This window comes from Halomonas sp. NyZ770, assembly GCF_020616575.1.
Lineage (GTDB): Bacteria > Pseudomonadota > Gammaproteobacteria > Pseudomonadales > Halomonadaceae > Vreelandella > Vreelandella hamiltonii.
In genome coordinates this window covers 1723254-1748345 of record NZ_CP085143.1, presented here as the reverse complement: position 1 = coordinate 1748345, position 25092 = coordinate 1723254, and the positions used below count along the sequence as shown (strand labels likewise).

Sequence of the window (25092 nt, the reverse complement as noted above, 5' to 3'; positions counted from 1 at the left end):
TGCAGGTGCACGCCCAATAAAAACCCAATAAAAACCCAATAAAAAGCCCCCTGCCATCACTGGCAGGGGGCCAATCAGTTCAGCAAGCGAGTGACGACCTACTCGTCGTGTACCACCGCCAGTTGAGAGTCGCCGGCCAACACTTCATCCCAGGCCTCTTCCAGGGTACACCCCTGTCGGCTGTCGATGGTGTCGATGACCTCGACCGCGTGTTGCAGCGACTCGCGATTGCCTTTTAGCGCCAGGACCAGTTTGGCCAGATCCTGTTTACTGAAAGTGCTAGCGATACGGTCAGCTTGTTGGCTCAATTCGATGCAGTTCATGGTAAGTCCCTCATGGTATGCTCAGCCGCTGCCTGTTACGGTTCACGGAGTGTGGTAATCAAGCAGCCATCTTATTAATGAAGAATGATGACATTGCTACTCATGCTGGGCCGGGTAAGTGCCCAGTTCGGTAACTGCGAAACGGTCACAAGCGTTACAAGACCTTCGCCTTTGGCGCTTTGGTAAAACATCAGCGCCTCGGTGTGTAGCAAGGAACCCTGCGGCGTATCGGGATAACAAGACACCGCCGTGATCCATGACTTCACTATGGTTCACGGGGGCAATACTCACAATGCACCCTTGGCAGCAGGCGCGGTTGTAGTTTGACTACAGAAACGTCAAAACCATGAAAGTGCTGATGGTTACTTTCACAAGCGCAGTTAAACGACTGTTTTAAATGAAACTTGAAAAACAAGTAAGAGTGCTAACAAAAAACTGAATACTGAAAAAACATAATAAAAAAGGGTATACGGATTTAAGGAATCGCTGATCAATTCGCCTCTGAGCAGCTGAAGCGTTCAGGGCGGCATATTCACCGCGTCAACGATCACTTTCTGGCCACTAAAGGTGGCCTTTTTACCCTGGCAGCCGGGTTATCCGGCTGCCAGGCCTGATTCAAGACACACTGGCCCCGTCAGCATGGCCCTGGCATCGTCCAGCCAGCAACAAATTGCCGAGGGCGAACAGGGTGAACAGCTGCGCCTGGTTCCTGGCTAGCCCCTTGTAGCGAACCTTCCGGTAGCCGAAGAGGTTCTTGAGGACATGAAACGGGTGCTCGACCTTGGCGCGGATGCTGGCCTTGGCCTTCTCGTATTTCAGCAGCAGTACTTTCATTGGGCTGTCTTCCATCTTCTTGATAGTGCTGCGCCTGGCGGCGACGCAACAACGGGAATCCGGGGCATCCTTCTCTTCGCCCAGATAGCTCCACATACCGGTGTAGCCCGCGTCGCCGTATACCCGCTTGTCATCGTCCCGGACCAATTCACTGGTCATGGTGACATCGGCGACGTTGGCCGACGTGGCGGCAACACTGTGGGTCAGCCCAGTGACCGCATCGACACCGATATGGGCCTTCATGCCGAAGTAATACTGCTTGCCCTTCCGGGTCTGCTTCATCTCTGGATCGCGCTGCCTGGCCTTGTTCCTGGTGGAAGGCGCAGCAGCCACGATGGTCGCATCGACAATGGTGCCCTCACGCATGAACAGGCCTTGCTCGGTCAGGTGGGCGTTGATCTCATCGAAGATCCGCTGGGTCAGGGCATGCTGCTCCAGCAGGTGACGGAAGCGCAGCAGCGTGGTCGCGTCCGGCACGCTCTCGATGGCCAGATCGATACCGATGAAATCACGCATGGCCTGGCTGTCGTAGAGGGCATCCTCCAGCGCTTCATCGGCCAGGGCATACCACTGCTGCAGGAAGTAGATGCGCAGCATACGCTCCAGGCCAATGGGTGGCCGGCCTCGCTTGCCCGCTGAATTCGGGAAGTAGGACGGCGACAGTGCTTCGATCAGCCGCGGCCACGGCACCAGCGCCTCCATTTGGGCAAGAAACCGCTCGCGGCGGGTGACCTTCTTCTTGTTCTGGTGCTCAGCCTGGGCGAATGAGATCTGTTTCATCGGAGTGGCTCTGTCAGCGGGTGTTGGACAGGTCAGATTTTACCTCGCCGGTGGCTACGAGGCAGCTCCGGCGAGATTTATGCAGCGTTTCCTTAATGGTTGATGGGGCACCTTCACCCCATCAATCTGATACCACCCTCAGATGGTTGATAGATCGACTCCGTAGTTGAGTTCCTCTGCGAAGTCCGGCAGTCCGTAACCGATGGTTTTCTTGTAGAAAGGAGAGACCTTCGCAGTCGGTGCCTTCTTCTTGTGCTTCGTGGTGTAGAGCATTCGTGCCCGCATCACCTCGAAGGAGTAACCGCGCCCTTCACGGTTCTTGTCCTTGGCCAGTCGGTTGATGGACTCAGTGTAAGCGTTGGTGACGGGCATGTCCGTCTCGAAGTAGGTCATGGTCTCTTCGCGCCAGTTTCCCACTGCCCTGACCAGATCGCTCCAGACTTCCTTTTGGCCCTTCGGGATGGTGGCTATCCACTCGTCCAGGGCGGCTTCTGCCTGGAGCCGTGTGGTGGCGTCCCAGATGCCGTAGAAGCGCTCCTTGTGCTCGTAGGCGGCCAGCAGTTGCGGGAACGCGCCTGTCCAGGTCTCCATGATGAGGCGCTCCCGGTCTGAGACTTCGTGAGCGCGTTTCAGCAGGATTTTCCGGTCTCCCTTGAGAGTCCGGCTCTGGGACGGTTTCAGCTCCTTTCTGAGGCCCTTGCGCACTCTCTCTAGCAGTCTGTCGGACTTGAGGTTAATGGATGAGCTGAGGCGTGGGTTCTTCACCCCCCCCTGTGTTGGTGTTGGTGTTGGTGCTGTTGTGTGGCTCTTAACCTGCCCCTCAGCTTCTGCAAGGCGGTTCTGACGCCTTGCCTGCTGGCCGGTTGGGCGCGGCGAGCCCTCAGCCCGCCGTCAACCGGTGCATCCGCTTGATATTCCACGCCATGGTGGCCAATCGCCACTCGCCGCTGACCTTATCCAGTCCGCGTAGCGAGAACTGCCGGAACCCCATCACGTGTTTGATGATCCCGAAGACCGGCTCCACGGTATGTTTGCGCAATGCGTAGAGCGCTCGGCCCGCCTGCGTCTTCAAGCGGTGTGCCATCTGTTCGACGGGGTCCTCGCTCTCCGGGGCAGGCGGATCCGCGGCGAAACGTTCAAAGACCGGAAGGTGATGGACGTCTCGCTTCATCGCCAACAGCGGTTCGATACCATGGTCATGGCAGGCCTGGATATTGCTGGCACTGAAGTAGCCGGTATCACCCAGCAGGTGGTCAGGTTTTCCCAGCGTTTCCGGGTAACCTTGCCAGGCCGTCAGTAGCGGCATGACTTGCTGCTTGTCATTGGTCGCCTGCGTGACGTGGACATGGGTCACCAGCAGACTCTCGGTATCAACCGCGGCTTGGGCGTTGTAGCACTGATCAAACCCCTTGCCGGTGACCGGCATGATGCGCGACTGCGGGTCGGTGAAATTGATCTGATCCTTGTCACGCGGGCCACCAGTGGGCGGTTCGGGGTCACGCCCACGGGGCTTCTTGCCGGCCTTGCGCTGCGCCTCCCGCCGCGCCACCTTTTCCTGATAGGCGGCTTGCTCGGTGGCGTCCCGCTCCTCGGCGCGCGCCTCGATCTTGGCCTTCGCCTCAGCGATGGCCGCCAGGCGGGCTTCACGGCGGGCAATCTCGGCGGGGATATCCATGCCGTCGGCCGCGTCCTCCTTGTCCGCCGACTCGGCCCGCTCGGTCAGCGCTTTCACCTCTGCCCTGAACTGTGCCTCCAGCTTCTTGGCATGGCCATACGACAACGCCTTGTGCTTGCTGGCGTTGGCCTTGAGCTTGGTGCCGTCCAGGGCGATGGTGCCAAGCTTGAGCAGCTTCATCTCGCGGGCCAGCAGCAGCACCTGTACGAACAACTGTTCCAGTTCCGGCAGAAAGCGGCGGCGAAAGGTGGCCAGCGTGTCATGGTCGGGATGGGTATTGGCGGCCAGGTAGCGGAACGCCACCGAGTCATAGGTGGCACGCTCGATCTTGCGGCTGGAGACCACCCCGGTGGCGTAGCCGTAGATCAGCAGGCTCAGTAGCACCGCCGGGTGATGTGCCTTGGAACCCCGCCCCATGTAACGCCGGGTCAACGTCGAGAGGTCCAGTTGTTCGACAACATCGACAACGAACCGCGCCAGGTGACCATCGGGCAACCACTCGTCTACCGAAGGCGGCAGCAGGTAATCGGTCTGGCGATCCACAGGGATGAAGCGGCTCATGGCGATCTTCTCAGCTCGGCGATGACGGTGGTCAGTATCTCACGGTGCAACGGAAAGACCGACAGGCTGCTAGGGCATCGTTGGCCATGCGCACCACATGGAACTTATCGACCACGATACGGGCCTGGGGCAGCACAGCCTTGACCGCTGCCCGGTAGGGGTTCCACATGTCCATGCTGACGATCTCGACCTTCTGCCGGTCTTTCAGCTTCATCAGGTAGTTGGTCACCACGTCCTGGCTGCGGGTGGCCAGCAGGTCGAGCAGGGTTCGCTCCTCAATGTTGGTCAGAATGCAGCGGTAGCGCTTGTTCAGGTATAGCTCGTCAATGCCCAGGATGCGGGGCGTCTCGAAGCGGTGCCAGCGCCCGAGGAACTCGGCGCGGGCGTTGAAGATGTCGCGCACCGTCTTCTCGTCCAGGCCGGTCTGTGCCGCCACAAAGGTGTAGGGGTGGTTGAAGGATTCCTTCTCCACGTACTCATGCAGCCGCAGTGTCATACGGAATCCGTCCACCATCTCCGGTAGCTGGGGCCTGAATGTTGTCTTGCAGGCCCGGCAGGTGTATCGGCGGCGGACCACCCAGAGAGTGACCCGCTTGCCGTGGATGGGCAGATCACGATAGGGAACGTCACGCTTGCCGAACCGTACGAACTCACCCTGCACGCCGCATTCCTCACAGGCGATGGGAGCGGGCACGTCCACCTGGAAGTGCATTTCGTCGTCGGTTGATTTGCAGCCCAGTACTTGGTATTGCGGCAGGTGAAGGATGTTGTCGGGAAGTTCGGTCATGGTGTTGTATAGGCGTAGGTGTCAGTCAGATCCATCCGGCTCGGCATTGGTGTTTGCTTTTTTACCCAACAAGCTGCTGGAAACGAAAAGTAAGGCACCGAGGACAATTGCAATATCAGCCAGGTTGAAGGCCGGCCAATGCCAGTCTCGCCAATAGAAATCAAAGGAATCCACAACATAGCCGCGAAAGACCCGGTCAATCAGGTTGCCCATGGCGCCACCGAGGATAAGACTGTAAGCGATGGCTTCTCCTTTATGACGATTTTCAAGGATCAGCTTGATCAGAAAAATCGAGACCACTACCGCGATTCCGATAAAAAAGTAGCGCTGCCAGCCTCCACCATTCGCAAAAAGACTGAATGCGGCACCGGTGTTCCATAGGTGCACCCAGTTAAAGAACGGGGTCACCGAAACATACTCGCCATAGGCCATTGATTGCTGCACCAGCCACTTTACAGCCTGATCAGACGCTGCCAGCAGGCCCGATATGGACAATAGGGCATACGGCGAGAGCTTTTTGCCAATAATGAGCATTATTTAACCCTTCAACGCCAGAATGCGTCTGGCACCGTTAAGTACAATGCCCCCCGCGATGGTGCCGATAATCAGATCCGGATAATTGGAACCGGTCCACGCGACCAGGGCGCCGGCGGTGATGACCCCCAGGTTGATCACCACGTCGTTAGCCGAGAATATCCAGCTTGCCTTCATGTGCGCCCCGCCCCCTCGATGTTTGGATATGAGCAGCAGACAACTGGTATTGGCAATCAATGCGACGAATGCGATAGCCATCATCACCAGCGATTCAGGCTCACTACCGAATACAAAGCGTCTCACCACCTCTACGAGCACGCCCACAGCCAAGATCAGTTGCAGTACACCAGCAAGATGCGCGGCACGTACCTGCATTTTCACGCTATGTCCAACCGCATAAAGGGCAAGCCCGTACACCGCCGCATCGGCAAAATTGTCCAGGGATTCTCCAATCAGGCCGGTGGACTGGGCGATCAGACCGGCAGTCATTTCCACCACGAACAGAAGTGCATTGATGCCGAGCAACCAGCGCAGGGTCCCGGATTCTTGCTTAGCAGAAGCTGCCGAGAACTCGGCGGCCTTGATGGTCTCCGGATTTGCAGCGACGGTTTCCTGAAGCGAGGCGCCTAGCCCCAAGGTCTTCAGTTTCGAGGTGACGGGCTCGACCTCGCCGTCATGCACGACCTTCAGCCGGCGGTTCGACAAGTCGAAGGACAGCGCCCGAATCTCCTCAAAGCCGTTCAGGGCTAGGCGAATCATTCGTTCTTCTGATGGACAGTCCATCTTCGGCACGGCATAAACACTGACCCATCTCCCTGGCGCCTCGGAGGAGGCCTGTATATCGGTATCCGCTGCGGACGTTGCATCACCGCCACAGGCGCCACCACAGGATTTGCTCATGATACGACACCACTTGAACAATGTTGTGGTACCATTTAAAACTATAAAGCTACTATAAGGTCAATAGAGTAAAGAATCCGTTGGGGAGGAGGCTGATGCGCATTGGTCAGTTGGCGCAGTTGGTAGGGGTCGAAACACAGACGATCCGCTTCTATGAACAGCAGGGCTTGTTGCCGCCGCCTGATCGGCAGGACAACGGTTACCGTGTCTATACCGAGAAGCATGGTGAGGGGCTGGCCTTCATCCGTCGCTGCAGAATCCTGGGCCTGTCACTGGCTGAGATTCACGAACTACAGAGCTATCAGGACGACCCTCATCAGCCTTGTACCGCCGTCAACGCCTTGCTCGATGATCACATCTCTCATGTGCGGTCGCAGATAACCGCTCTGCAAGCGCTTGAGAAACAACTCGTTTCACTGAGAGCGAGTTGCAACGATGACCGGGAAGTTGAGGCGTGTGGGGTTCTTGCTGGAATTAGCGAAGGAAACATGCACCAGCAGTAGGTGAAGCATCAACCAGATAATCCGATGAGATGCCGGTCTGTCTCACTCTCATGCAAAGGTAAGATCAACCATTTAATCCGCTTACCCTTCATTCCCATGGCCAGCAACCCGTCTTATTCATGAGAGCTCTCAAAGTGACTCATTTTCGGCAGCTTGATGACCCTCTAACCGTTTTCGGGCTGGGGGGTACGATTTTCGGTAGTGTATTTACTTTGTCAGCGTAAAAACAGAAAGGTTTTGTGCCTGCTTTCAACTCTTTCACAGCTTTTCTTATCATTTAGGCAAGATAAAACCTCAGCCGTTCAGCCGATAACCTGTTTGTTGCGTGCCTCGGTTTAAGTTTGAGCCTGATGCAGTCGAGGCAAGTTTTTAAGCAGACTGGGCCACCATTTGCCGCCAGACTGTCCGATATGAACTGCTATTTTTCGCGCATGCACGGCCACGGTCGCTGCTGTTTTCAGGATCTGCTCGCGGACTTTGCGTATGCTCCAGCCCTTTTGTGTGACGCGCTCCATCAGCGCTCGCAGACTGTGCAGCATCTGATAAGCGTAGAGACTCAGCAGCAGGCTGACCTGATTGCGGCCCATCACCTGTTGCACGGTAGACGCACCACGGCAGGTAGAAGATAGGTGAACGTTGAGCGTGTCTTTCAGTTCGCCCATGTGCCCCTCAGCTTTCCCGCGTTTGCGGTACAGCTGCAGAATTTTATGCGGTGTCCAGTCTTTCCAGTCCAGGCTGGTGACTAGGAAAAAATGTTTTAAAAACAGATCATCCGGTTGCTCGCAGACCACTAAAATAATGCGGCGCGGCTTCTCCCAAGACTGTGCCTGATAGTAAAACTCATGGCACCACTCGCGTAGTTGATGGGTTGGCCGACCCACTGGGCGCTTGAGGTAGTGTGCCGCTTCGCGCTCAAGTACGGTATTGCTGGACAATCGACCAACATATTCAATATTGGCGTCATCCAGTGCCGAAAGTGTTGGGTTGCCAGTAAAACCCGCATCAAAACGAACTCTGACCTTGGTGCCGGTTGTCTTGCCAATCCGTTCAACCAGCTTGGGAATCCAGTGCTCAGCTTGTACTGCACAACCGCTGTTTCCCTCTCGTAACAGGCCGCCAACCATGTCGCCCGTTTCAGCGATAGAAGCCACCAGCGGTGAGTAGTGTGAATAACCAACATAGCTGTTGTAGCCCGTTCTGACTTGTTGGCCAAAAGTTTCAATGGGCAGGCCATCGACATCCAACGTGATCGATGACAATGGCTTGCCGCTGCGCATCGAAGACAGTCGCCACATGGCCATGTCGAGCAAACCGTCATGAAATGCAGACTGGTTGATATCTGTGGCCAACAGATTCAGAAGACGCGACAGGGTTGGCTGCGAAGGACGGGGCTGCTCTAGTGGCGTGGTGCTGCGCTGATCGCTGCAGGCCAGCTGCAAAACCGGGTCGTTTGCTAGTGTTTGCGTATCACTCAGATCGTCCCAGCCCAGCGCACGCTGAATCAGCAGAGTACGAAGCTGACTGGACAAACTATGTTGCACACGTGCGGGGTCACGATCATCAAGCAACTGCCGATCCAAGCTCTCAATCACACCGCTGCGATCGAGCACCTCGCGCAGCAAGAATGCACCGGCATCACTACTGGTTTTTTGTTCACTGAGCTGCACTGAAACAGATAAGTTGCAGGCTGGTTTCCAGCTTGGTAGTGTTTCACCCATGGCGAGCGGCCCTCTCTAATCAAGTTCTTGCCGAACATATTGATTATAAAGAATAAACCACTCGCCTTCTTTATTTTAGGTCAAGGCTCGTGAATAAGACGGGAGCAACGGGCCCTTCATGATCAGCATGCAGACGCGCAGTGACCAGACCGCCGAGGCGCTCGAGGTGATCAATGACACCCTGGACAGCTTTATCGCCGAAGGCCCGACCGAGGACGAACTGGCCCGCGCCAAGCGTCAATTGCTCGGCCAGTTTGTGCTGGGCACCGCCAGTAACAGCGCCATCGTCGGTCAACTGGCGGCCAACGGCTTCTATGGCCTGCCGCCCGATCAGTTCCAGCAACTGATCAGTGACATCGAAAGCCTGACCCTGGAGGAGATTCGCAGCGTGCTGCAGCAGCGCCTGCCTGCCGACCAGCGGTTGATCATCACCCTGGGCCAGACACCGGAGGATGAGGCATGAGCCGGGCAAAGAAACCCAGGGCCTTTTCCCCCACCGAGCGCGGCGAGCTGCGTATCATTGCCGGGGAGTGGCGCAGCCGGCGCTTTGCCTTCAACGCCCTGCCCGGCCTGCGGCCCACGCCGGACCGCGTGCGTGAAACCCTGTTCAACTGGCTCAGCGGCCAGGTCGAGGATGCCCGTTGCCTGGACCTGTTTGCCGGCAGCGGTGCGCTGACGCTGGAGGCCCTGTCGCGCGGGGCCGCCGAAGTCTTGGCCTGCGATCTCAGCCGTGAGGTGGTCAGCACCCTGCGCGGCCATTTGCAGACATTGCACTGCGAGCGCGGCGAGGTGCGCCAGCAGGACGCCTTGAGCCTGCTCGCCACGCCGCCAGCAGCGCCCTATGAGATTGCCTTTCTTGACCCGCCCTTCCATCAGGATCTGTTGTTGCCCGCCTGCCAGGCGCTGGAAGCCAATGGCTGGCTGACCAGCCGCGCCTGGATCTACCTGGAAAGCGAGCAGCGCCCGGCACAATTGGCACTGCCGGCCAGCTGGCATCTGCACCGCGAGAAGCGCGCCGGTCAGGTGCATTACAGCCTGTGGCAGCGCCAGGCATGAGCCTGTTCCGCCCGGCACGCTGGCTGCCTGGCGGGCATAGCCAGACACTGTTCAGCGTCTTGTTCCGACGTGCACCCAGACTGCAACGTCGGCGCGAGCGCCTGACCCTGAGTGATGGTGATTTTCTTGATCTGGACTGGTACGGCCCGGACGGCCCCGATGTACCGCTGGTGATTCTGCTGCACGGCCTGACCGGCAGCTCCAGCTCCTTGTATATTCTCGGCCAGCAACGGGCGCTGGCAGCGCAGGGCTGGCCCAGCGTAGCGGTCAACTGGCGCGGCTGTTCCGGCGAGCCCAATCAGCGCGCACGCAGCTACCATTCCGGCGCCAGCGAAGACCTCGCCGAAGTAGTGGATCACCTCAGCCAGCAACACCCCGGGCGCACCCTGGCTGCCGCTGGCTATTCATTGGGCGGCAATGTATTGCTCAAATACCTGGGTGAAACCGGCCCTGACTGCCGACTGCGTGCTGCAGCAGCGATTTCCGTGCCTTTTCGTCTCGATCAGTGCGCCGACCGCATCCGCCAGGGCTTTTCACGTGTTTATCAGACGCGCTTTCTGCGCGACTTGCTGGCCTATACGCGCAACAAGCAGCGGCTGTTTGCGCATCAAGGCCTGCACGCCGAGCACGCCCGGCTCAGCGCCATCGGCTCACTGGAAGGCATGGACAGCTTCTGGGATTTCGATCACCGGGTTACTGCTCCGCTGCATGGTTTTGCCAGCGCCGAGGATTACTACCGCCGCTGCAGCAGCCGCTATTTTCTCTCCGCTATACGCGTGCCCACGCTGATCATCCAGGCGCTGGATGATCCTTTTGTGTTTCCCCACACAGTGCCGGAACTGGCTGAACTGGCCCCCGGCACCGAGATGGAGCTGTACGCCAAAGGCGGGCATGTCGGTTTTATCGAAGGGCCACCCTGGCGACCACGCTATTATCTCGAGCGACGTTTGCCAGAGTGGCTGGATACGGTCTTGAGCGGGCGTACCTGAACAAGCGGTGGTCAGCCAGTTTCGGCTTTTCTATACTGCCGAGTAACTTTTGACAGGATCGGCCCATGCAGTCTCCCGGACTCGCCAGCATCAGCTGACGCTGGCTGTGGCCTGGCTATCGCGCTTTACCTCGGTGGCCGGTGATATCTCGCTGATCTGGCCGGTTACCGGGCTGTCCGTTGCGGTGGCGCTGCTCTGGGGCCGCCTGGCAACCCTGAGCGTCGGGCTCGGCATGATCGGCTGGGCCTGGTTGCAAGGGCTGGCACCCGGGACCTGGCCACTGCTGTTTGCTGAAGCCTGCCTGCCCGGGCTGCTGGCCTGGTACTGGCCGGGCCGCTGGACCTTGAGCAACCATCGCGCCCTGAGCAACCTGAGCAACTTGTATCTGCGTGGCCTGCTCCCTGGCGCCACCAGTGCTGCCCTGTTCGGCAGTCTGGCGATTGTAACCAGCGGCGACTTTGCCGACTTCCATTGGCTGGATATCGCGGCCTTTTACTGGATTGCCAGCGCCATCGGGGTGCTCTTGTTCACCCCTCTACTTATAGCGTTGCGGCAACAGGGGTTGCGCATCCAGAGTGATGACTGGCGCTTCCTGCGGCAATGGCTGGCCTGCCTGTTACCCGTACTCCTGATTGCCTTTCTGGCCAGCCCGGAATACCGCTGGATTGCCAATTATCTGCTAGTGCCCATGCTGGTCTGGGCCAGTACGCACGCCTTGGCCGTGGCCTGTATGCGGCAGCACTGGAAGAGCCTATGCCTCAGGTTGAGCCCATTGTGTTCAGCTTTTATCAGCAGCTGGATAGTCGCCCCGTTTGCGCTGAGCACGCCAATCTGCTGCTGCGCCCCAGCATGGTGTTGATGCCGCGGGGCAAGGCCGGAAGCGCTGAACTGCGCCTGGCGGTGGAAGGCCTGGCCATGGCCGCCAATATGACGGGCAGCCGATTCTACCGCCTGCACCACGCTGAACATGCCAATCAGTAGCGCCTGCGGCAGAAAACCCTGCAAGAAGCCATCAAGGCCGGACTGCGCGACCGTGAATTTGTGCTCTATGCGCAACCCATAATGCCGCTGGCAGGTGCCAGTGGTGGTCGACACTGCGAACTCTTGCTGCGCTGGCAGACCGCCAGTGGCGATATTCTGGCCCCCGGCGCCTTCCTGCCCGCGGCCGAGCAGGCCGGGCTCTCACTCAGCAAAGCTGCAACCAGGACGACCTCAGTCGAGCCCCGGTAACGGCTGGTAGAAGTCTGCCATGGCCTGCTCGACCACGACGGCGGCCTCGGGAGTCAGCAGGCCGCGCTCCAGCGCCAGTACCTGGTGCACCCCGCGGCGCAACAGACGCTGGTCCAGCGGCTGGCCCGGCTCACTGCTGACCACCGAACAGACAAAGGACACCCAGTTGGTCAACAGCAGCCAGCTGTTGATCGCCATGGCCTGCGGGTCAGTCCGTTCGGCACACAGAATGCCGCCATCCACCAACCCCTGATAGATGGCCCTTCCCTGGGCAATACAGCGCTGGGCAAAGGGCCGAAAACGCGCTGACAGCGCCGGATCACTGATCAACAGGTGCTCCAGCTCCCGGTACAGGAAACGGTAGTCCCAGATGCCCTCAAACAGGGTTTCCAGGTAATGCACCTTGTCCTCGGCAACCAGGCTGCGCTCGCCCGGCAGTGCCAGGCTGTCAGCAATTTGCGCCTCGTAGCGGCTGAACAGTTCGGCGACTATCTGTTCCTTGTTACGGAAGTGGTAATACAGGTTACCCGGCGAGATCCCCAGGTGGGCCGCAATATGGTTAGTCGTGACCTGGCGTTCGCCCTGCTCATTGAACAACGACAGGCTGGCTTGCAGGATGCGTTCACGGGTTTTCATCTGGGCTTTTGCACCGGTTTGACAGGTTAGAGCATTTACTCTAGATTAATTTTCAGCATAACAATACAGCACCTGTGCCAACGCTGAAACCCGGCGCTGCTCAAGGCTGCTACCCGCCTACCGGAGATATTATGAACGCCGCGCAGCCAACGCCCGAGAGCACTGAAGCAATTGAGGCCATGCACAGGGTTTTCCAACAGCAGCAAAAGGCTTTTCGCGCCGCGCCCATGCCATCGGCAGAGCAGCGCATCAAGGCACTCCAACACTTGAAACAGGCGCTGCTCGAGTATCAACAGCCTCTGATCAGTGCAATCAATAGCGATTTTGGCCGCCGCAGCGCGGATGAAACCCTGCTGGCCGAGCTGCTCCCGTCGGTAGAAGCCATCAAATACACCACTAGACGACTTCGCGGATGGATGAAACCTTCGCGTCGACAGGTGGGTATGGCCTTTCAGCCAGGCAAAGCGCGGGTGGTCTATCAGCCACTGGGGGTGATCGGCATCATGGTGCCGTGGAATTACCCGCTGTATCTGGCCATTGGCCCTCTGGTCGGTGCACTGGCCGCGGGTAACCGGGCGCTGATCAAGATGAGCGAGTCCACGCCGGCAACGGCTACTGTTCTGCGACAGATGCTGGCCAGCTGTTTCGGTGAGGATGAGGTCGCGGTGATTACCGGTGAGGTAGAGGTTGGTCAGGCCTTCTCGAAGTTGCCCTTCGATCATTTGCTGTTTACCGGCGGTACCGAGATTGGACGCCATGTGATGCGGGCGGCGGCGGAGAATCTGACGCCGGTGACACTGGAACTGGGCGGCAAGTCGCCGGCGTTGATTGCTCCTGATATGCCGATCGCCGATGCGGCGGAGCGTATTGCCTTTGGTAAGGGGTTCAATGCCGGCCAGACCTGTGTGGCCCCCGATTATGTGCTTTGCCCGGAAGATAAGCTGGATGCTTTGGTTGATGCGCTGCATCAGCGGCTGAGCAGGATGTATCCGACGCTGCGCGACAATCCGGATTACACCTGGATCATTAACCAGCGGCAGTACCAGCGCTTGAGTAACTGGTTGCAGCAGGCGGAGCGTGAGGGTGCCCGGCTGATTCCCGTCAATCCGGCGAATGAGAATCTGGCCGATACACGGATTATCGCGCCGACGCTGGTGCTGGATACTGCGGATGGGATGACGCTGATGCAGGAGGAGATCTTTGGTCCGATTCTGCCTATCGTGCCCTACCAGAATCTGCAGCAGGCGCTGGATTACATTGCTGAGCGTCCGCGTCCGTTGGCGCTGTATTACTTTGGTTATGACCGCAGTGAGCAGCAGCGCATCATGCAGATTACCCATGCCGGGGGGATGTGCGTCAATGACACCATTTTGCATGTGGCGCAGGATGATATGCCCTTTGGTGGTGTTGGGCCTTCGGGTATGGGCCATTACCACGGGCATGAGGGTTTTCTGACCTTCAGCAAGGCCAAGGGCGTTTACATCAAGCAACGCTTCAATGGTGCGCGGCCGATCTATCCGCCCTATGGTGGGAAATTGCTGCAGTGGGTTTATAAGTTGTTTATTCGCTGAGATGGCGCTGGTAACCGAATTGATGCTGTTCGGCATAAGCGCCATTGCATCAGGGCTTTTGTGGACACGCTACGAGCCATCCCTGGGGCTCGTCGATGTACATCCATGTACATCGACGATCCACAAAAGCCCTGATGCAACAGCGCAGTAACCTATGTGCGCTCTGAGCGAAAAAACCGCAGATCGATAAAAAACAATAACAGTGGCCCAGCCACATTAGCGAGGTAACGATGTCCTCCATCACCCAGGCCCGGCTTAGCCGCCGGGAGTTGCTCAAGTTGGGCGCCGGGGCCAGTCTAGTACTGACCACGGCCGGCATGACGGCCACCCTGACCGGCTGCAGCAGTAGTGAACCTGCCACGGATTACCAGGTGTTGCGCACTAGCGACCTGCCGATTCTGGGCGCGATTCTTCCCGCTCTGGTCGGCCCGCACCCTGCCATGCCGGCACAGATCCCGGCGGCCCTGCGCCAGCTCGACTGGAGCCTGGCGCATATGTCCACGCAGATTCATCAGGACATTCACGAGATGCTCGACCTGCTCAGCATGGGCATTACCCGTGGGCCGATGACGGGTATCTGGGGCCGTTTCGAGCATGCTTCACCGGAGCAGGTTCTTGCGTTTCTGGCACGCTGGCGCGATAGCCGGCTGGCTTTGCTGCGTGAAGGCCATGCTGCTTTGACGCAGCTGCTGTTGATGGCCTGGTATGCCTTGCCGGCAACCTGGGACAGCATTGAATACCCCGGCCCGCCGGCCATCTGATCAGGATACTTCCATGTCGATACCCGATATCTATACCCAGGGCATTGCCCGCGGCTGGCAGGTCACTGACGCGACCAGTCTGGACAACGACAGCCGCTTTGACGCCGATGTGCTGATCATCGGTACCGGTGCCGGCGGCGCGACCAGCGCCGAGATTCTGGCCCAGGCTGGGCTGCGCGTGCTGATGGTGGAGGAAGGTGGGCTGTTTACCTCCAGCAGCTTCAAGGGCAATGAGGCCAAGGCCTATGCCGAGCTGTATCAGGAAGGCGCTGCGCGTGCGACCAGCGACAACGGCATTGTGATTCTGCAGGGCCGGAGTGTGGGTGGCACTACCACAGTGAACTGGACCAGCAGTTTCCGCACCCCTGACGCGACTCTGGAGCACTGGGCCGACGCGCATCAGGTCGCCGGGTTGGACAGCGCCAGCATGGCGCCCTGGTTCCAGCGTGCCGAAGAGCGGCTGGGCATTTCGCCTTGGGCCGTGCCGCCGAATGCCAACAATGATGTGCTGAAAGCCGGTTGCGAGCAGCTTGGCTGGCACTGGGCGGTGATTCCGCGCAATGTGCGCGGCTGCGCCAATCTGGGCTATTGCGGTACCGGCTGCCCGTTGAATGCCAAGCAGTCGATGCTGGTAACCAGTGTGCCGGCGGCGCTGGATGCTGGTGCGCACCTGATTCATCGGCTGCGCGCTGAACGCCTGGTGTTCAGTGGTGACCAGGTTACCGGCGTTGAAGCCCGTGGCATGAACAGCACCCTGACCCGCGCCGATGGTCCGCGGGTTAGCCTGAGCGCCAAGCATGTGGTGCTGGCGGGTGGTGGTATCAATTCGCCCGCGCTGCTGCTGCGCTCGGAAGCGCCCGACCCCCACGGCCGCCTGGGCAAGCGTACCTTCCTGCACCCGGTGAATTTCTCGGTGGCGCAGTTCGACAAGCGCATCGATGGCTTTTACGGAGCGCCACAATCCATCTATTCCGATGAGTTCCAGTGGAGCAATGGCGCCACCGGGCCCATGGGCTTCAAGCTGGAAGTACCGCCCACCCACCCGAGTATCACTGCCGCAACCATTGGCGGGCATGGCCGGGAAAGTTTCGAGCGCATGCAGCGCCTGGCCTACAGCAATGTGATGATCGCACTGATGCGTGATGGCTTTGATGAGCAGAGCCAGGGTGGCAGTGTGCAACTGCGCAAGGACGGCAGCCCGACACTGGACTACCCGCTGAACGATTACCTGTGGGAAAGCGCGCGGCGAGCCTGGTTGGCGATGGGTGAGATCCAGTTTGCTGCCGGGGCCAAGGCGGTATTGCCGGCACACGCCCATGGCCGCCTGAGCCGTAACCTGGCTGACTTCAAGGCCCAGGTCGAGCAATTGAGCTACCGCATCTATGACGTCAACCTGGCCAGCGCCCACGTGATGGGTGGTTGCGCCATGGGGGAGGACCCGCAGCAAGCAGTGGTCAACAGTCAGGGCCGGCATCATCAGTTGAGTAACTTGTCGGTGCTCGATGGCTCGCTGTTCCCGACCAGCATTGGCGCCAACCCGCAGCTCTCTATCTACGGCCTGGTCGGTCGCCTGGCAACCCAGCTGCGCGACGAGTTGACGGCCTGAAACGCCGAGCAACCTGAATCTGTCAGGGCCTGTGCCCGACAGATTCCGTCTTGCCCGCTTGGCCCTGCCCAGACGTTGGGCTACCATCTGCAGTCCACGTCCTCGATTCTGGAATTGCCCGATGAATACCGCACTCTATCCTGGTACCTTCGACCCCATCACCAAAGGCCATACAGATCTGGCCGAGCGGGCGTCCAAACTCTTTGACCGGGTAGTGGTCGCCGTTGCCGCCAGCAACAAGAAGAACCCGGCCTTCGAGCTTGAGCAGCGGGTTGAGCTGGCGCGCGAAGTACTCAGCCACCTGCCGAATGTGGAAGTGGTCGGCTTTTCCTCCTTGCTCGCGCATTTCGTCAAGGAAGTCGATGCCAATATCCTGCTGCGTGGCCTGCGTGCGGTATCGGATTTCGAGTATGAATTCCAGCTGGCCAACATGAATCGCCAACTGGCGCCCCAGGTGGAAAGTCTGTTTCTGACCCCCTCGGAAAAGTACTCTTACATTTCTTCCACCCTGGTGCGTGAAATTGCCTCCCTTGGCGGCGATATTTCCCAGTTTGTGCATCCGGCAGTGCATGATGCCCTGCTCAAACGCTATCACGGCTGATACCACCCCGCTTTCCCCGGAGTATTTGTATGGCCCTGATCATTACCGATGACTGCATCAATTGCGATGTCTGTGAACCCGAGTGCCCGAACAACGCCATCTCCCAAGGTGAAGAGATTTATGTGATCGACCCCAACCTGTGTACCGAGTGCGTCGGCCACTATGACGAGCCCCAGTGCCAGCAGGTGTGCCCGGTGGATTGCATTCCGCTGGATCCTGCCCATGTCGAAAGCAAGGATGAGCTGATGGAAAAATACGGGTATACGGATTTAATGGTTGATGGGGCACCTTCACCCCATCAATCTGATACCACCCTCAGATGGTTGATAGATCGACTCCGTAGTTGAGTTCCTCTGCGAAGTCCGGCAGTCCGTAACCGATGGTTTTCTTGTAGAAAGGAGAGACCTTCGCAGTCGGTGCCTTCTTCTTGTGCTTCGTGGTGTAGAGCATTCGTGCCCGCATCACCTCGAAGGAGTAACCGCGCCCTTCACGGTTCTTGTCCTTGGCCAGTCGGTTGATGGACTCCGTGTAAGCGTTGGTGACGGGCATGTCCGTCTCGAAGTAGGTCATGGTCTCTTCGCGCCAGTTTCCCACTGCCCTGACCAGATCGCTCCAGACTTCCTTTTGGCCCTTCGGGATGGTGGCTATCCACTCGTCCAGGGCGGCTTCTGCCTGGAGCCGTGTGGTGGCGTCCCAGATGCCGTAGAAGCGCTCCTTGTGCTCGTAGGCGGCCAGCAGTTGCGGGAACGCGCCTGTCCAGGTCTCCATGATGAGGCGCTCCCGGTCTGAGACTTCGTGAGCGCGTTTCAGCAGGATTTTCCGGTCTCCCTTGAGAGTCCGGCTCTGGGACGGTTTCAGCTCCTTTCTGAGGCCCTTGCGCACTCTCTCTAGGGCATCGTTGGCCATGCGCACCACCGGCCACATGGAACTTATCGACCACGATACGGGCCTGGGGCAGCACAGCCTTGACCGCTGCCCGGTAGGGGTTCCACATGTCCATGCTGACGATCTCGACCTTCTGCCGGTCTTTCAGCTTCATCAGGTAGTTGGTCACCACGTCCTGGCTGCGGGTGGCCAGCAGGTCGAGCAGGGTTCGCTCCTCAATGTTGGTCAGAATGCAGCGGTAGCGCTTGTTCAGGTATAGCTCGTCAATGCCCAGGATGCGGGGCGTCTCGAAGCGGTGCCAGCGCCCGAGGAACTCGGCGCGGGCGTTGAAGATGTCGCGCACCGTCTTCTCGTCCAGGCCGGTCTGTGCCGCCACAAAGGTGTAGGGGTGGTTGAAGGATTCCTTCTCCACGTACTCATGCAGCCGCAGTGTCATACGGAATCCGTCCACCATCTCCGGTAGCTGGGGCCTGAATGTTGTCTTGCAGGCCCGGCAGGTGTATCGGCGGCGGACCACCCAGAGAGTGACCCGCTTGCCGTGGATGGGCAGATCACGATAGGGAACGTCACGCTTGCCGAACCGTACGAACTCACCCTGCACGCCGCATTCCTCGCAGGCGATGGGATCGGGCACGTCCACCTGGAAGTGCATTTCGTCGTCGGTTGATTTGCAGCCCAGTACTTGGTATTGCGGCAGGTGAAGGATGTTGTCGGGAAGTTCGGTCATGGTGTTGTATAGGCGTAGGTGTCAGTCAGATCCATCCGGCTCGGCATTGGTGTTTGCTTTTTTACCCAACAAGCTGCTGGAAACGAAAAGTAAGGCACCGAGGACAATTGCAATATCAGCCAGGTTGAAGGCCGGCCAATGCCAGTCTCGCCAATAGAAATCAAAGGAATCCACAACATAGCCGCGAAAGACCCGGTCAATCAGGTTGCCCATGGCGCCACCGAGGATAAGACTGTAAGCGATGGCTTCTCCTTTATGACGATTTTCAAGGATCAGCTTGATCAGAAAAATCGAGACCACTACCGCGATTCCGATAAAAAAGTAGCGCTGCCAGCCTCCACCATTCGCAAAAAGACTGAATGCGGCACCGGTATTCCATACGTGTACCCAGTTAAAGAATGAGGTCACTGAAATAGACTCGCCATAGGCCATTGATTGTTGCACCAGCCATTTTACGGCCTGATCAGACGCTGCCAGCAGGCCGGAGATGGACAACAGAGCGTACGGTGACAGATGTTTGCCAAAAATGGACATTGCTTAATCCTTGAGCGCCAGAATGCGTCTAGCACCGTTAAGCACAATTACCCCCGCGATGGTGCCGATAATCAGATCCGGATAATTGGACCCGGTCCACGCGACCAGGGCGCCGGCGGTGATGACCCCCAGGTTGATCACCACGTCGTTGGCCGAGAATATCCAGCTTGCCTTCATGTGCGCCCCGCCCTCCCGATGTTTGGATACCATCAGCAGACAGGCGGTATTGGCAATCAATGCGACGAATGCGATAGCCATCATCACCAGCGATTCAGGCTCACTACCGAATACAAAGCGTCTCACCACCTCTATGAGTACGCCAACAGCCAAAACCAGTTGGACCACACCAGCAACGTGCGCAACACGGACCTGCCTTTTCACGCTATGCCCAACCGCATAAAGAGCGAGTCCGTACACTGCCGCATCAGCAAAATTGTCCAGGGACTCTGCAATGAGGCCAGTTGACTGAGCCATCAGACCGGCAGTCATTTCCACCACGAACAGAAGTGCATTGATGCCGAGCAACCAGCGCAGGGTCCCGGATTCTTGCTTAGCAGAAGCTGCCGAAAACTCGGCGGCCTTGATGGTCTCCGGATTTGCAGCGACGGTTTCCTGAAGCGAGGCGCCTAGCCCCAAGGTCTTCAGTTTCGAGGTGACGGGCTCGACCTCGCCGTCATGCACGACCTTCAGCCGGCGGTTCGACAAGTCGAAGGACAGCGCCCGAATCTCCTCAAAGCCGTTCAGGGCTAGGCGAATCATTCGTTCTTCTGATGGACAGTCCATCTTCGGCACGGCATAAACACTGACCCATCTCCCTGGCGCCTCGGAGGAGGCCTGTATATCGGTATCCGCTGCGGACGTTGCATCACCGCCACAGGCGCCACCACAGGATTTGCTCATGATACGACTCGACTTGAACAATGTTGTGGTACCATTTAAAACTATAAAGCTACTATAAGGTCAATAGAGTAAAGAATCCGTTGGGGAGGAGGCTGATGCGCATTGGTCAGTTGGCGCAGTTGGTAGGGGTCGAAACACAGACGATCCGCTTCTATGAACAGCAGGGCTTGTTGCCGCCGCCTGATCGGCAGGACAACGGTTACCGTGTCTATACCGAGAAGCATGGTGAGGGGCTGGCCTTCATCCGTCGCTGCAGAATCCTGGGCCTGTCACTGGCTGAGATTCACGAACTACAGAGCTATCAGGACGACCCTCATCAGCCTTGTACCGCCGTCAACGCCTTGCTCGATGATCACATCTCTCATGTGCGGTCGCAGATAACCGCTCTGCAAGCGCTTGAGAAACAACTCGTTTCACTGAGAGCGAGTTGCAACGATGACCGGGAAGTTGAGGCGTGTGGGGGTCTTGCTGGAATTAGCGAAGGAAACATGCACCAGCAGTAGGTGAAGCATCAACCAGATAATCCGATGAGATGCCGGTCTGTCTCACTCTCATGCAAAGGTAAGATCAACCATTTAATCCGCTTACCCATAAAAAAACGCCACCCTTGTTTGGGCAGCGTTTATTGTTTGAATCCAGGCAGCAAATAGGCGCGATATAGAGGCTACGTGGAGCGCACGCGGGAAACGGCATCCAACCAGCCCTGATAAAGCTGTTCGCGAGTCGCCTCCTCCATGCTGGGCGTGAAGCTCTTCTCGCAGCGCCACAGCTGTTCTATCTCTTCCAGGGTGGCGTACCACCCCAGCCGCAGCCCAGCCAGATACGCCGCCCCCAGCGCCGTGGTTTCCAGAATCGTCGGTCGATCCACCTGCACGTTGAGCATGTCGGCCAGAAACTGCATCACCCAGCTATTTTTCACCATGCCGCCATCGACACGCAGGTTGCCTGGCGCGGCATCCATGTCATCGTTCATGCAGAGCTGAAGGTCTCGAGTCTGGTAACACACCGCCTGCAGCCCGGCCGCGACGATTTCGGCGATCCCGGTGTCTCGGGTCAGGCCAAAAATGGCGCCGCGGGCCTTGGGGTCCCAATGGGGGGCACCCAGCCCGGTAAAGGCAGGCACCAGGTACACGCTGTGCCCGCTACGGGTTTTCTGGGCCAAGGCTTCGGTTTCCGAGGCGTCGGCAAACAGGTTCAGTCCGTCACGTAGCCACTGCACGGTCGCCCCGGCCACGAAGATACTGCCCTCCATGGCGTAGGTGGGCTGGCCATTGATCCGGTAACCCACGGTGGTCAGCAGGCGGTTGCGAGATACCGACGGCGTATCGCCGGTATTCACGATCATGAAACAGCCCGTGCCGTAAGTGCTTTTGCCCATGCCGGGTTTGAAGCAGGCTTGCCCGACCAGGGCTGCCTGCTGGTCACCCGCAACCCCGGCGATGGGCAAGGCAGCCCCCAGCCAGTGGGCTGCCATCGTGCCAAAGTCGTCGCTGGAGTCTTTCACGTCTGGCAGCATGTTGTCGGGTACGCCGAACAGCGCCAGCAGCTCATCGTCCCAACGCTGCTCATGAATGTTGAACAGCGCCGTACGCGAGGCGTTGGTGGCATCAGTGACGTGCTGTTGGCCTTCGGTCAAGCGCCAGATCAGGAAGCTGTCGATGGTACCGAAGGCCAGCTCCCCCTTGGCCGCCCGTTCGCGAGCGCCCTCGACCCGATCGAGTATCCAGGCCAGCTTGGTGGCAGAGAAGTAGGGGTCGATCAGCAGCCCGGTTTTGGCCTGCACCGCCTCGGTATGGCCCGCGTCCCGCAGCGCCTGACAGCGTTCGGAGGTGCGCCGATCCTGCCAGACAATGGCGTTATAGAGTGGCTTGCCCGTGGCGCGATCCCATACCACCGTGGTTTCTCGCTGGTTGGTGATGCCGACACCGTCTATCTGTTCGGCACTGACCTGGGCCTTGGCCAGCACCTCTCGGCAAGTCGCCACCACGGAGTCCCAGATATCCTCCGGGTCGTGCTCGATCCAACCATCCTGGGGAAAGTGCTGGGGAAACTCCTGCTGGGCAACGGCCGCTACCTGGCCCTGGCGGTCGAAGAGAATGGCACGCGAGCTGGTGGTACCTTGATCGATGGCAAGAATGAAGGAGGACATATCGTGTTCACTTTGTTGTAGGGTTCTTTCGATTTTGTCGGTTTTGTTTCGTTTTATTATGCTCCAAGGCTACGCCAGCGGCTCGCAATGCTCAAGTATGAAACTTGCCAAGGTGGCGACGCCTTTCCCGCTGGGTCAGGCGATGTGCAGCGCCACATCGTGCTGGGTAAGCAGACGGGTAATCGACTCCGGCGGCCGACGGTCGGTGAACAGCGCATCCAGTTGCGAAAGATTGCCCTGACGCACCACCGGGTTACGGTGAAACTTCGAGTAGTCGGCGGCAAGATACACCCGGCGAGAATTGGCGATAATGGCTTGGGCCACGCGCACTTCCTGATAGTCGAACTCCAGCAGCGAGCCATCTTCATCGATACCACTGATACCGATGATGCCGTAATCCACCTTGAACTGATTGATGAAGTCGATGGTGGCTTCACCGATGATGCCGCCATCCCGCGAACGCACCTGCCCCCCGGCGATAATCACCGTGAAGTCTTCCTTGTGCTGCAGGATGGCAGCCACGTTCAGGTTGTTGGTGATGATTTCCAGCCCCTGGTGCTCCAGCAGCGCCTGGGCAATCATCTCGTTGCTGGTACCGATATTGATGAACAGTGAAGCATGGTGAGGAATATGCTGGGCCATGCAGCGGGCAATCCGCTCTTTCTCTTCCAGGTGCAGCGTCTTGCGCGTGCTGTAGGCGGTATTCACCGTGCTCGACTCGACCCCTACACCGCCATGCACGCGCCGGACGCGCCCATCATTGGCCAGGGTATTCAAATCACGCCGGATGGTCTGGGGCGTTACCGCAAAATGTTCGGTCAGTTGCTCAATGCTCATGTAACCATGCTGGCGCACCAGCTCGACAATGGCATCCTGGCGATACTGCTGGTTCATAAGCCCGGCCTGTTCGTTATTGATTGATCCATGTGCGTAATAGATTAGCAAAATTTTCGATAATCGATCACGCGAACATGGCCAAAAGCCGATGAGGTATTGCTTATAGTGGCCAGACCCACAGAATCATCGGTATCGTCACGCACATCACCACCAGCGAAAGCGGCAATCCCAGCTTCCAGTAATCACCAAAGCGGTAGCCCCCTGGCCCCAGCACCAGGGTGTTGGACTGATGACCGATAGGCGTGAGGAAGGCACAAGAGGCGCTGACGGCCACCACCATCAGGAAGGGGTCCAGGGAAACGTCGAATCCATTGGCCAGGCTGGCGGCAATGGGCGCCATCAGCAGCGCGGCAGCGGCATTATTGACCACGTTCGACAGCAGCATGGAGAGCAGAAAGAGCCCCGCCAGGGAGACGATCACCGGCCACTCCAGGCCAAAGGTCAGCAGCGCGTTGGCAATGATCGCCGCCCCGCCACTGGTTTCCAGCGCTTCACCCACGGGCAGCATGGCCGCCAGCAGCACGATCACCGGCCCGTCGATGGCCTGATACCCCTCTCGCAGCGGCAGCACGCCGATCAACAGCGACACCAGCGCCGCCGTGCTCATGGCCACCGCAGCGGGCAGCAGATCCAGCAGCATGGCGATAATAGCCAGCACGAAAATACCGATCGAGAGCAACAGTTTGCGCGGCTGGCCCAGGTTCAGCTCGCGGTTGGCCAGCGGCAGGCAGCCCAGCGTGGCCAGGCTGTCGGCGATCTCGTTTTCGCTGCCCTGCAGCAGCAGGACGTCGCCGGTTTGAAAGCGAATGTCGCGCAGCCGCTGCTTGAGCCGGGCGCCGTCGCGGGCCACCGCCACCAGATACAGGCCAAACTGATGATGCAGGCGCAGTTGGCGCACGCTGCGATTGACCATCATCGAGTCGTTGCGCACCACCGCTTCGATCAACTGCAGCCCTTCGGTATCGACGGGCTGGCGCTCCTTCGCCGCTTGCTCGTCGCTTTCGTTCTCTTCGGCATCGTCAGGCTCGGCAATGACGCTCAGGCCCACCTTGTCTTCCAGCAGCCTCAACTCATCGGGGCCTGCCTCCAGCAGCAGGATATCGCCCTCGCGCAGTACGCCGTGGAAACGGTAGCCTGCCCGCCGATCATCGTCGCGCACCACCGCCAGCACGGGAATGGTCTCTTCCAGTTCGTCGCGCAGCTGTTGCAGCGTCAGCCCATTGGCTTTGGAGGCCTCGCTGACCTTGAGTTCGACCAGGTAATTGGCGGTATCGAACATGTCATCACCCGCCGACTGGGCATTGCGTTTGGGGGTGAATCGCCAGCCCACCAGCACAATGAAGGCCAGACCCACCAACGCCACCGCAGCACCCACGGGCGTAAAGCTGAACATGCCGAAATTTTCGCCCGTGATATTGCCACGATACGCCGAGATGATGATGTTCGGCGGAGTACCGATCAGGGTGGTCAGGCCGCCCAGCAGCGAGCCGAACGCCAGCGGCATCAACAGCAGCGAGGGCGAAGTATCGTGTTCTCGCGCCAGGCGCATGGCCACCGGCAGCAGCAGTGCCAATGCCCCAACATTGTTCATGACCCCCGACAACAGCACCACCGTGCCCACCAGCACCAGCAGCTGCAGCATCAGCCGCTCGCCGGCCTTGAGCACCTGATGGGCAATGACGTCCACCACCCCTGAGCGTTCGAAACCACGGCTCAGCACCAGCACGGCGGCAACGGTGATCACCGCCGGGTGGCCAAAGCCCATGAACGCATCGTCTGCGGGTACCAGCCCCAGCATGACCGAGCCCAACAAGGCCGCCAGGGCCACCAGATCATAGCGAAAACGCCCCCAGACAAACGCCGCCAGGGTGAGTCCAAGAACTACAAACACCAACGTGCTGGGCGCAAACCCCAAACTTTCCATGGACATAGAGT

The 25092-nt window shown here is 58.7% G+C and carries 24 protein-coding genes and 4 pseudogenes; 13 read left to right on the top strand and 15 right to left on the bottom strand.

Annotation, left to right across the window (positions count from 1 at the left end):
• Positions 1-98: 98 nt before the first annotated feature.
• The 7 genes and pseudogenes from LG409_RS08005 to LG409_RS07975 form a co-directional block, all read right to left on the bottom strand.
• Positions 99-323, bottom strand: a complete 225-nt coding sequence (locus LG409_RS08005) for a hypothetical protein (RefSeq protein WP_016913671.1) — start codon at positions 321-323, stop codon at positions 99-101.
• 615 nt (positions 324-938) lie between these two features.
• Positions 939-1937: an IS5 family transposase gene (locus LG409_RS08000; RefSeq protein WP_081191873.1), complete on the bottom strand. Its 999-nt coding sequence runs from the start codon at positions 1935-1937 to the stop codon at positions 939-941.
• Between the two features lie 138 nt (positions 1938-2075).
• Positions 2076-2651: pseudogene (locus LG409_RS07995) on the bottom strand (ISL3-like element ISPpu12 family transposase); the annotation flags it as partial.
• Between the two features lie 166 nt (positions 2652-2817).
• The gene (locus tag LG409_RS07990; RefSeq protein ID WP_016913619.1) at positions 2818-4173 is read right to left on the bottom strand and encodes an IS1182 family transposase; all 1356 of its coding nucleotides are present in this window, start codon (positions 4171-4173) and stop codon (positions 2818-2820) included.
• 58 nt (positions 4174-4231) lie between these two features.
• A pseudogene (locus LG409_RS07985) lies at positions 4232-4960 on the bottom strand (ISL3 family transposase); the annotation flags it as partial.
• 21 nt (positions 4961-4981) lie between these two features.
• On the bottom strand, positions 4982-5494 hold the full coding sequence (gene lspA, locus LG409_RS07980; RefSeq protein WP_004863699.1) for a signal peptidase II: 513 nt from the start codon (positions 5492-5494) through the stop codon (positions 4982-4984).
• 3 nt (positions 5495-5497) lie between these two features.
• Positions 5498-6394, bottom strand: coding sequence for a cation transporter (locus LG409_RS07975; RefSeq protein ID WP_227407979.1), 897 nt, complete (start codon positions 6392-6394; stop codon positions 5498-5500).
• Positions 6395-6489: 95 nt separating this feature from the next.
• Here LG409_RS07975 and cadR (LG409_RS07970) point away from each other — a divergent pair, with 95 nt between their 5' ends.
• Positions 6490-6897 carry a Cd(II)/Pb(II)-responsive transcriptional regulator gene (gene cadR / locus LG409_RS07970; RefSeq protein WP_004364961.1) on the top strand — a complete coding sequence of 136 codons (408 nt, stop codon included), beginning with the start codon at positions 6490-6492 and terminating at the stop codon, positions 6895-6897.
• A gap of 335 nt (positions 6898-7232) precedes the next feature.
• Here cadR (LG409_RS07970) and LG409_RS07965 read toward each other — a convergent pair whose 3' ends face one another.
• Complete coding sequence (locus LG409_RS07965; protein WP_045632137.1) at positions 7233-8615, bottom strand: IS1380 family transposase; 1383 nt, start codon at positions 8613-8615, stop codon at positions 7233-7235.
• Between the two features lie 118 nt (positions 8616-8733).
• Between LG409_RS07965 and LG409_RS07960 the strand changes: the two genes are divergently transcribed.
• The 6 genes from LG409_RS07960 to LG409_RS18720 are packed head-to-tail and all read left to right on the top strand — an operon-like array spanning position 8734 to position 11890.
• Entirely contained in the window at positions 8734-9078 is a 345-nt protein-coding gene (locus LG409_RS07960; RefSeq protein ID WP_218314897.1) for a M16 family metallopeptidase, read from the top strand.
• Positions 9075-9671, top strand: a complete 597-nt coding sequence (rsmD, locus tag LG409_RS07955) for a 16S rRNA (guanine(966)-N(2))-methyltransferase RsmD (protein WP_218314896.1) — start codon at positions 9075-9077, stop codon at positions 9669-9671. The genes LG409_RS07960 and rsmD overlap by 4 nt, the downstream gene beginning before the upstream one ends.
• Entirely contained in the window at positions 9668-10660 is a 993-nt protein-coding gene (locus tag LG409_RS07950) for a hydrolase (RefSeq protein WP_218314895.1), read from the top strand. The genes rsmD and LG409_RS07950 overlap by 4 nt, the downstream gene beginning before the upstream one ends.
• A 49-nt stretch (positions 10661-10709) precedes the next feature.
• Positions 10710-11519 carry an MASE1 domain-containing protein gene (locus LG409_RS07945; RefSeq protein ID WP_218314894.1) on the top strand — a complete coding sequence of 270 codons (810 nt, stop codon included), beginning with the start codon at positions 10710-10712 and terminating at the stop codon, positions 11517-11519.
• On the top strand, positions 11510-11641 hold the full coding sequence (locus tag LG409_RS18635; protein WP_256357587.1) for a hypothetical protein: 132 nt from the start codon (positions 11510-11512) through the stop codon (positions 11639-11641). Before LG409_RS07945 ends, LG409_RS18635 begins: the two co-directional genes overlap by 10 nt.
• A gap of 3 nt (positions 11642-11644) precedes the next feature.
• Positions 11645-11890 (top strand): EAL domain-containing protein, encoded by a 246-nt coding sequence (locus tag LG409_RS18720; protein WP_446719099.1) that lies wholly within the window; start codon positions 11645-11647, stop codon positions 11888-11890.
• Here LG409_RS18720 and LG409_RS07935 read toward each other — a convergent pair.
• Positions 11873-12526, bottom strand: coding sequence for a TetR/AcrR family transcriptional regulator (locus tag LG409_RS07935; protein ID WP_218314892.1), 654 nt, complete (start codon positions 12524-12526; stop codon positions 11873-11875). The two genes, LG409_RS18720 and LG409_RS07935, sit on opposite strands and share 18 nt — an antisense overlap.
• A gap of 131 nt (positions 12527-12657) precedes the next feature.
• Between LG409_RS07935 and LG409_RS07930 the strand changes: the two genes are divergently transcribed.
• From LG409_RS07930 to LG409_RS07910, 5 genes and pseudogenes are all read left to right on the top strand, one after another.
• Positions 12658-14097, top strand: a complete 1440-nt coding sequence (locus tag LG409_RS07930) for a coniferyl aldehyde dehydrogenase (protein WP_227407978.1) — start codon at positions 12658-12660, stop codon at positions 14095-14097.
• 230 nt (positions 14098-14327) lie between these two features.
• Positions 14328-14858 (top strand): hypothetical protein, encoded by a 531-nt coding sequence (locus tag LG409_RS07925; protein WP_227407977.1) that lies wholly within the window; start codon positions 14328-14330, stop codon positions 14856-14858.
• Between the two features lie 13 nt (positions 14859-14871).
• Positions 14872-16464 (top strand): GMC family oxidoreductase, encoded by a 1593-nt coding sequence (locus LG409_RS07920; protein ID WP_218314889.1) that lies wholly within the window; start codon positions 14872-14874, stop codon positions 16462-16464.
• A gap of 121 nt (positions 16465-16585) precedes the next feature.
• Complete coding sequence (gene coaD, locus LG409_RS07915; RefSeq protein WP_081194025.1) at positions 16586-17065, top strand: pantetheine-phosphate adenylyltransferase; 480 nt, start codon at positions 16586-16588, stop codon at positions 17063-17065.
• Positions 17066-17094: 29 nt separating this feature from the next.
• A pseudogene (locus tag LG409_RS07910) lies at positions 17095-17322 on the top strand (YfhL family 4Fe-4S dicluster ferredoxin); the annotation flags it as partial.
• A gap of 58 nt (positions 17323-17380) precedes the next feature.
• On the opposite strand, the pseudogene LG409_RS07905 reads toward LG409_RS07910, so the two are convergent.
• The 3 genes and pseudogenes from LG409_RS07905 to LG409_RS07895 form a co-directional block, all read right to left on the bottom strand.
• Positions 17381-18677, bottom strand: a pseudogene (locus LG409_RS07905) (ISL3-like element ISPpu12 family transposase).
• Positions 18678-18698: 21 nt separating this feature from the next.
• On the bottom strand, positions 18699-19211 hold the full coding sequence (lspA, locus tag LG409_RS07900; RefSeq protein WP_008609163.1) for a signal peptidase II: 513 nt from the start codon (positions 19209-19211) through the stop codon (positions 18699-18701).
• Positions 19212-19214: 3 nt separating this feature from the next.
• A complete protein-coding gene (locus tag LG409_RS07895; RefSeq protein ID WP_218314888.1) occupies positions 19215-20111 on the bottom strand; it encodes a cation transporter in 897 nt (298 codons plus the stop codon).
• Between the two features lie 95 nt (positions 20112-20206).
• Here LG409_RS07895 and cadR (LG409_RS07890) point away from each other — a divergent pair, with 95 nt between their 5' ends.
• Positions 20207-20614: a Cd(II)/Pb(II)-responsive transcriptional regulator gene (gene cadR, locus LG409_RS07890; protein ID WP_070461291.1), complete on the top strand. Its 408-nt coding sequence runs from the start codon at positions 20207-20209 to the stop codon at positions 20612-20614.
• A 161-nt stretch (positions 20615-20775) separates the two neighbouring features.
• Here cadR (LG409_RS07890) and glpK read toward each other — a convergent pair whose 3' ends face one another.
• From glpK to LG409_RS07875, 3 genes are all read right to left on the bottom strand, one after another.
• Complete coding sequence (gene glpK, locus LG409_RS07885; protein WP_218314887.1) at positions 20776-22260, bottom strand: glycerol kinase GlpK; 1485 nt, start codon at positions 22258-22260, stop codon at positions 20776-20778.
• 135 nt (positions 22261-22395) lie between these two features.
• The gene (locus LG409_RS07880) at positions 22396-23154 is read right to left on the bottom strand and encodes a DeoR/GlpR family transcriptional regulator (RefSeq protein WP_016913669.1); all 759 of its coding nucleotides are present in this window, start codon (positions 23152-23154) and stop codon (positions 22396-22398) included.
• Positions 23155-23257: 103 nt separating this feature from the next.
• Positions 23258-25087 (bottom strand): SLC13 family permease, encoded by a 1830-nt coding sequence (locus LG409_RS07875; RefSeq protein WP_227407976.1) that lies wholly within the window; start codon positions 25085-25087, stop codon positions 23258-23260.
• Between the last annotated feature and the right edge of the window lie 5 nt (positions 25088-25092).

Bases quoted from the DNA above. Each gene is read 5' to 3' on its own strand.
- LG409_RS08005 (WP_016913671.1), bottom strand. From the start codon at position 323: ATGAACTGCATCGAATTGAGCCAACAAGCTGACCGTATCGCTAGCACT.
- LG409_RS08000 (WP_081191873.1), bottom strand. From the start codon at position 1,937: ATGAAACAGATCTCATTCGCCCAGGCTGAGCACCAGAACAAGAAGAAG.
- LG409_RS07990 (WP_016913619.1), bottom strand. From the start codon at position 4,173: ATGAGCCGCTTCATCCCTGTGGATCGCCAGACCGATTACCTGCTGCCG.
- lspA (WP_004863699.1), bottom strand. From the start codon at position 5,494: ATGCTCATTATTGGCAAAAAGCTCTCGCCGTATGCCCTATTGTCCATA.
- LG409_RS07975 (WP_227407979.1), bottom strand. From the start codon at position 6,394: ATGAGCAAATCCTGTGGTGGCGCCTGTGGCGGTGATGCAACGTCCGCA.
- cadR (WP_004364961.1), top strand. From the start codon at position 6,490: ATGCGCATTGGTCAGTTGGCGCAGTTGGTAGGGGTCGAAACACAGACG.
- LG409_RS07965 (WP_045632137.1), bottom strand. From the start codon at position 8,615: ATGGGTGAAACACTACCAAGCTGGAAACCAGCCTGCAACTTATCTGTT.
- LG409_RS07960 (WP_218314897.1), top strand. From the start codon at position 8,734: ATGATCAGCATGCAGACGCGCAGTGACCAGACCGCCGAGGCGCTCGAG.
- rsmD (WP_218314896.1), top strand. From the start codon at position 9,075: ATGAGCCGGGCAAAGAAACCCAGGGCCTTTTCCCCCACCGAGCGCGGC.
- LG409_RS07950 (WP_218314895.1), top strand. From the start codon at position 9,668: ATGAGCCTGTTCCGCCCGGCACGCTGGCTGCCTGGCGGGCATAGCCAG.
- LG409_RS18635 (WP_256357587.1), top strand. From the start codon at position 11,510: ATGGTGTTGATGCCGCGGGGCAAGGCCGGAAGCGCTGAACTGCGCCTG.
- LG409_RS07935 (WP_218314892.1), bottom strand. From the start codon at position 12,526: ATGAAAACCCGTGAACGCATCCTGCAAGCCAGCCTGTCGTTGTTCAAT.
- LG409_RS07930 (WP_227407978.1), top strand. From the start codon at position 12,658: ATGAACGCCGCGCAGCCAACGCCCGAGAGCACTGAAGCAATTGAGGCC.
- LG409_RS07925 (WP_227407977.1), top strand. From the start codon at position 14,328: ATGTCCTCCATCACCCAGGCCCGGCTTAGCCGCCGGGAGTTGCTCAAG.
- LG409_RS07920 (WP_218314889.1), top strand. From the start codon at position 14,872: ATGTCGATACCCGATATCTATACCCAGGGCATTGCCCGCGGCTGGCAG.
- coaD (WP_081194025.1), top strand. From the start codon at position 16,586: ATGAATACCGCACTCTATCCTGGTACCTTCGACCCCATCACCAAAGGC.
- lspA (WP_008609163.1), bottom strand. From the start codon at position 19,211: ATGTCCATTTTTGGCAAACATCTGTCACCGTACGCTCTGTTGTCCATC.
- LG409_RS07895 (WP_218314888.1), bottom strand. From the start codon at position 20,111: ATGAGCAAATCCTGTGGTGGCGCCTGTGGCGGTGATGCAACGTCCGCA.
- cadR (WP_070461291.1), top strand. From the start codon at position 20,207: ATGCGCATTGGTCAGTTGGCGCAGTTGGTAGGGGTCGAAACACAGACG.
- glpK (WP_218314887.1), bottom strand. From the start codon at position 22,260: ATGTCCTCCTTCATTCTTGCCATCGATCAAGGTACCACCAGCTCGCGT.
- LG409_RS07880 (WP_016913669.1), bottom strand. From the start codon at position 23,154: ATGAACCAGCAGTATCGCCAGGATGCCATTGTCGAGCTGGTGCGCCAG.
- LG409_RS07875 (WP_227407976.1), bottom strand. From the start codon at position 25,087: ATGTCCATGGAAAGTTTGGGGTTTGCGCCCAGCACGTTGGTGTTTGTA.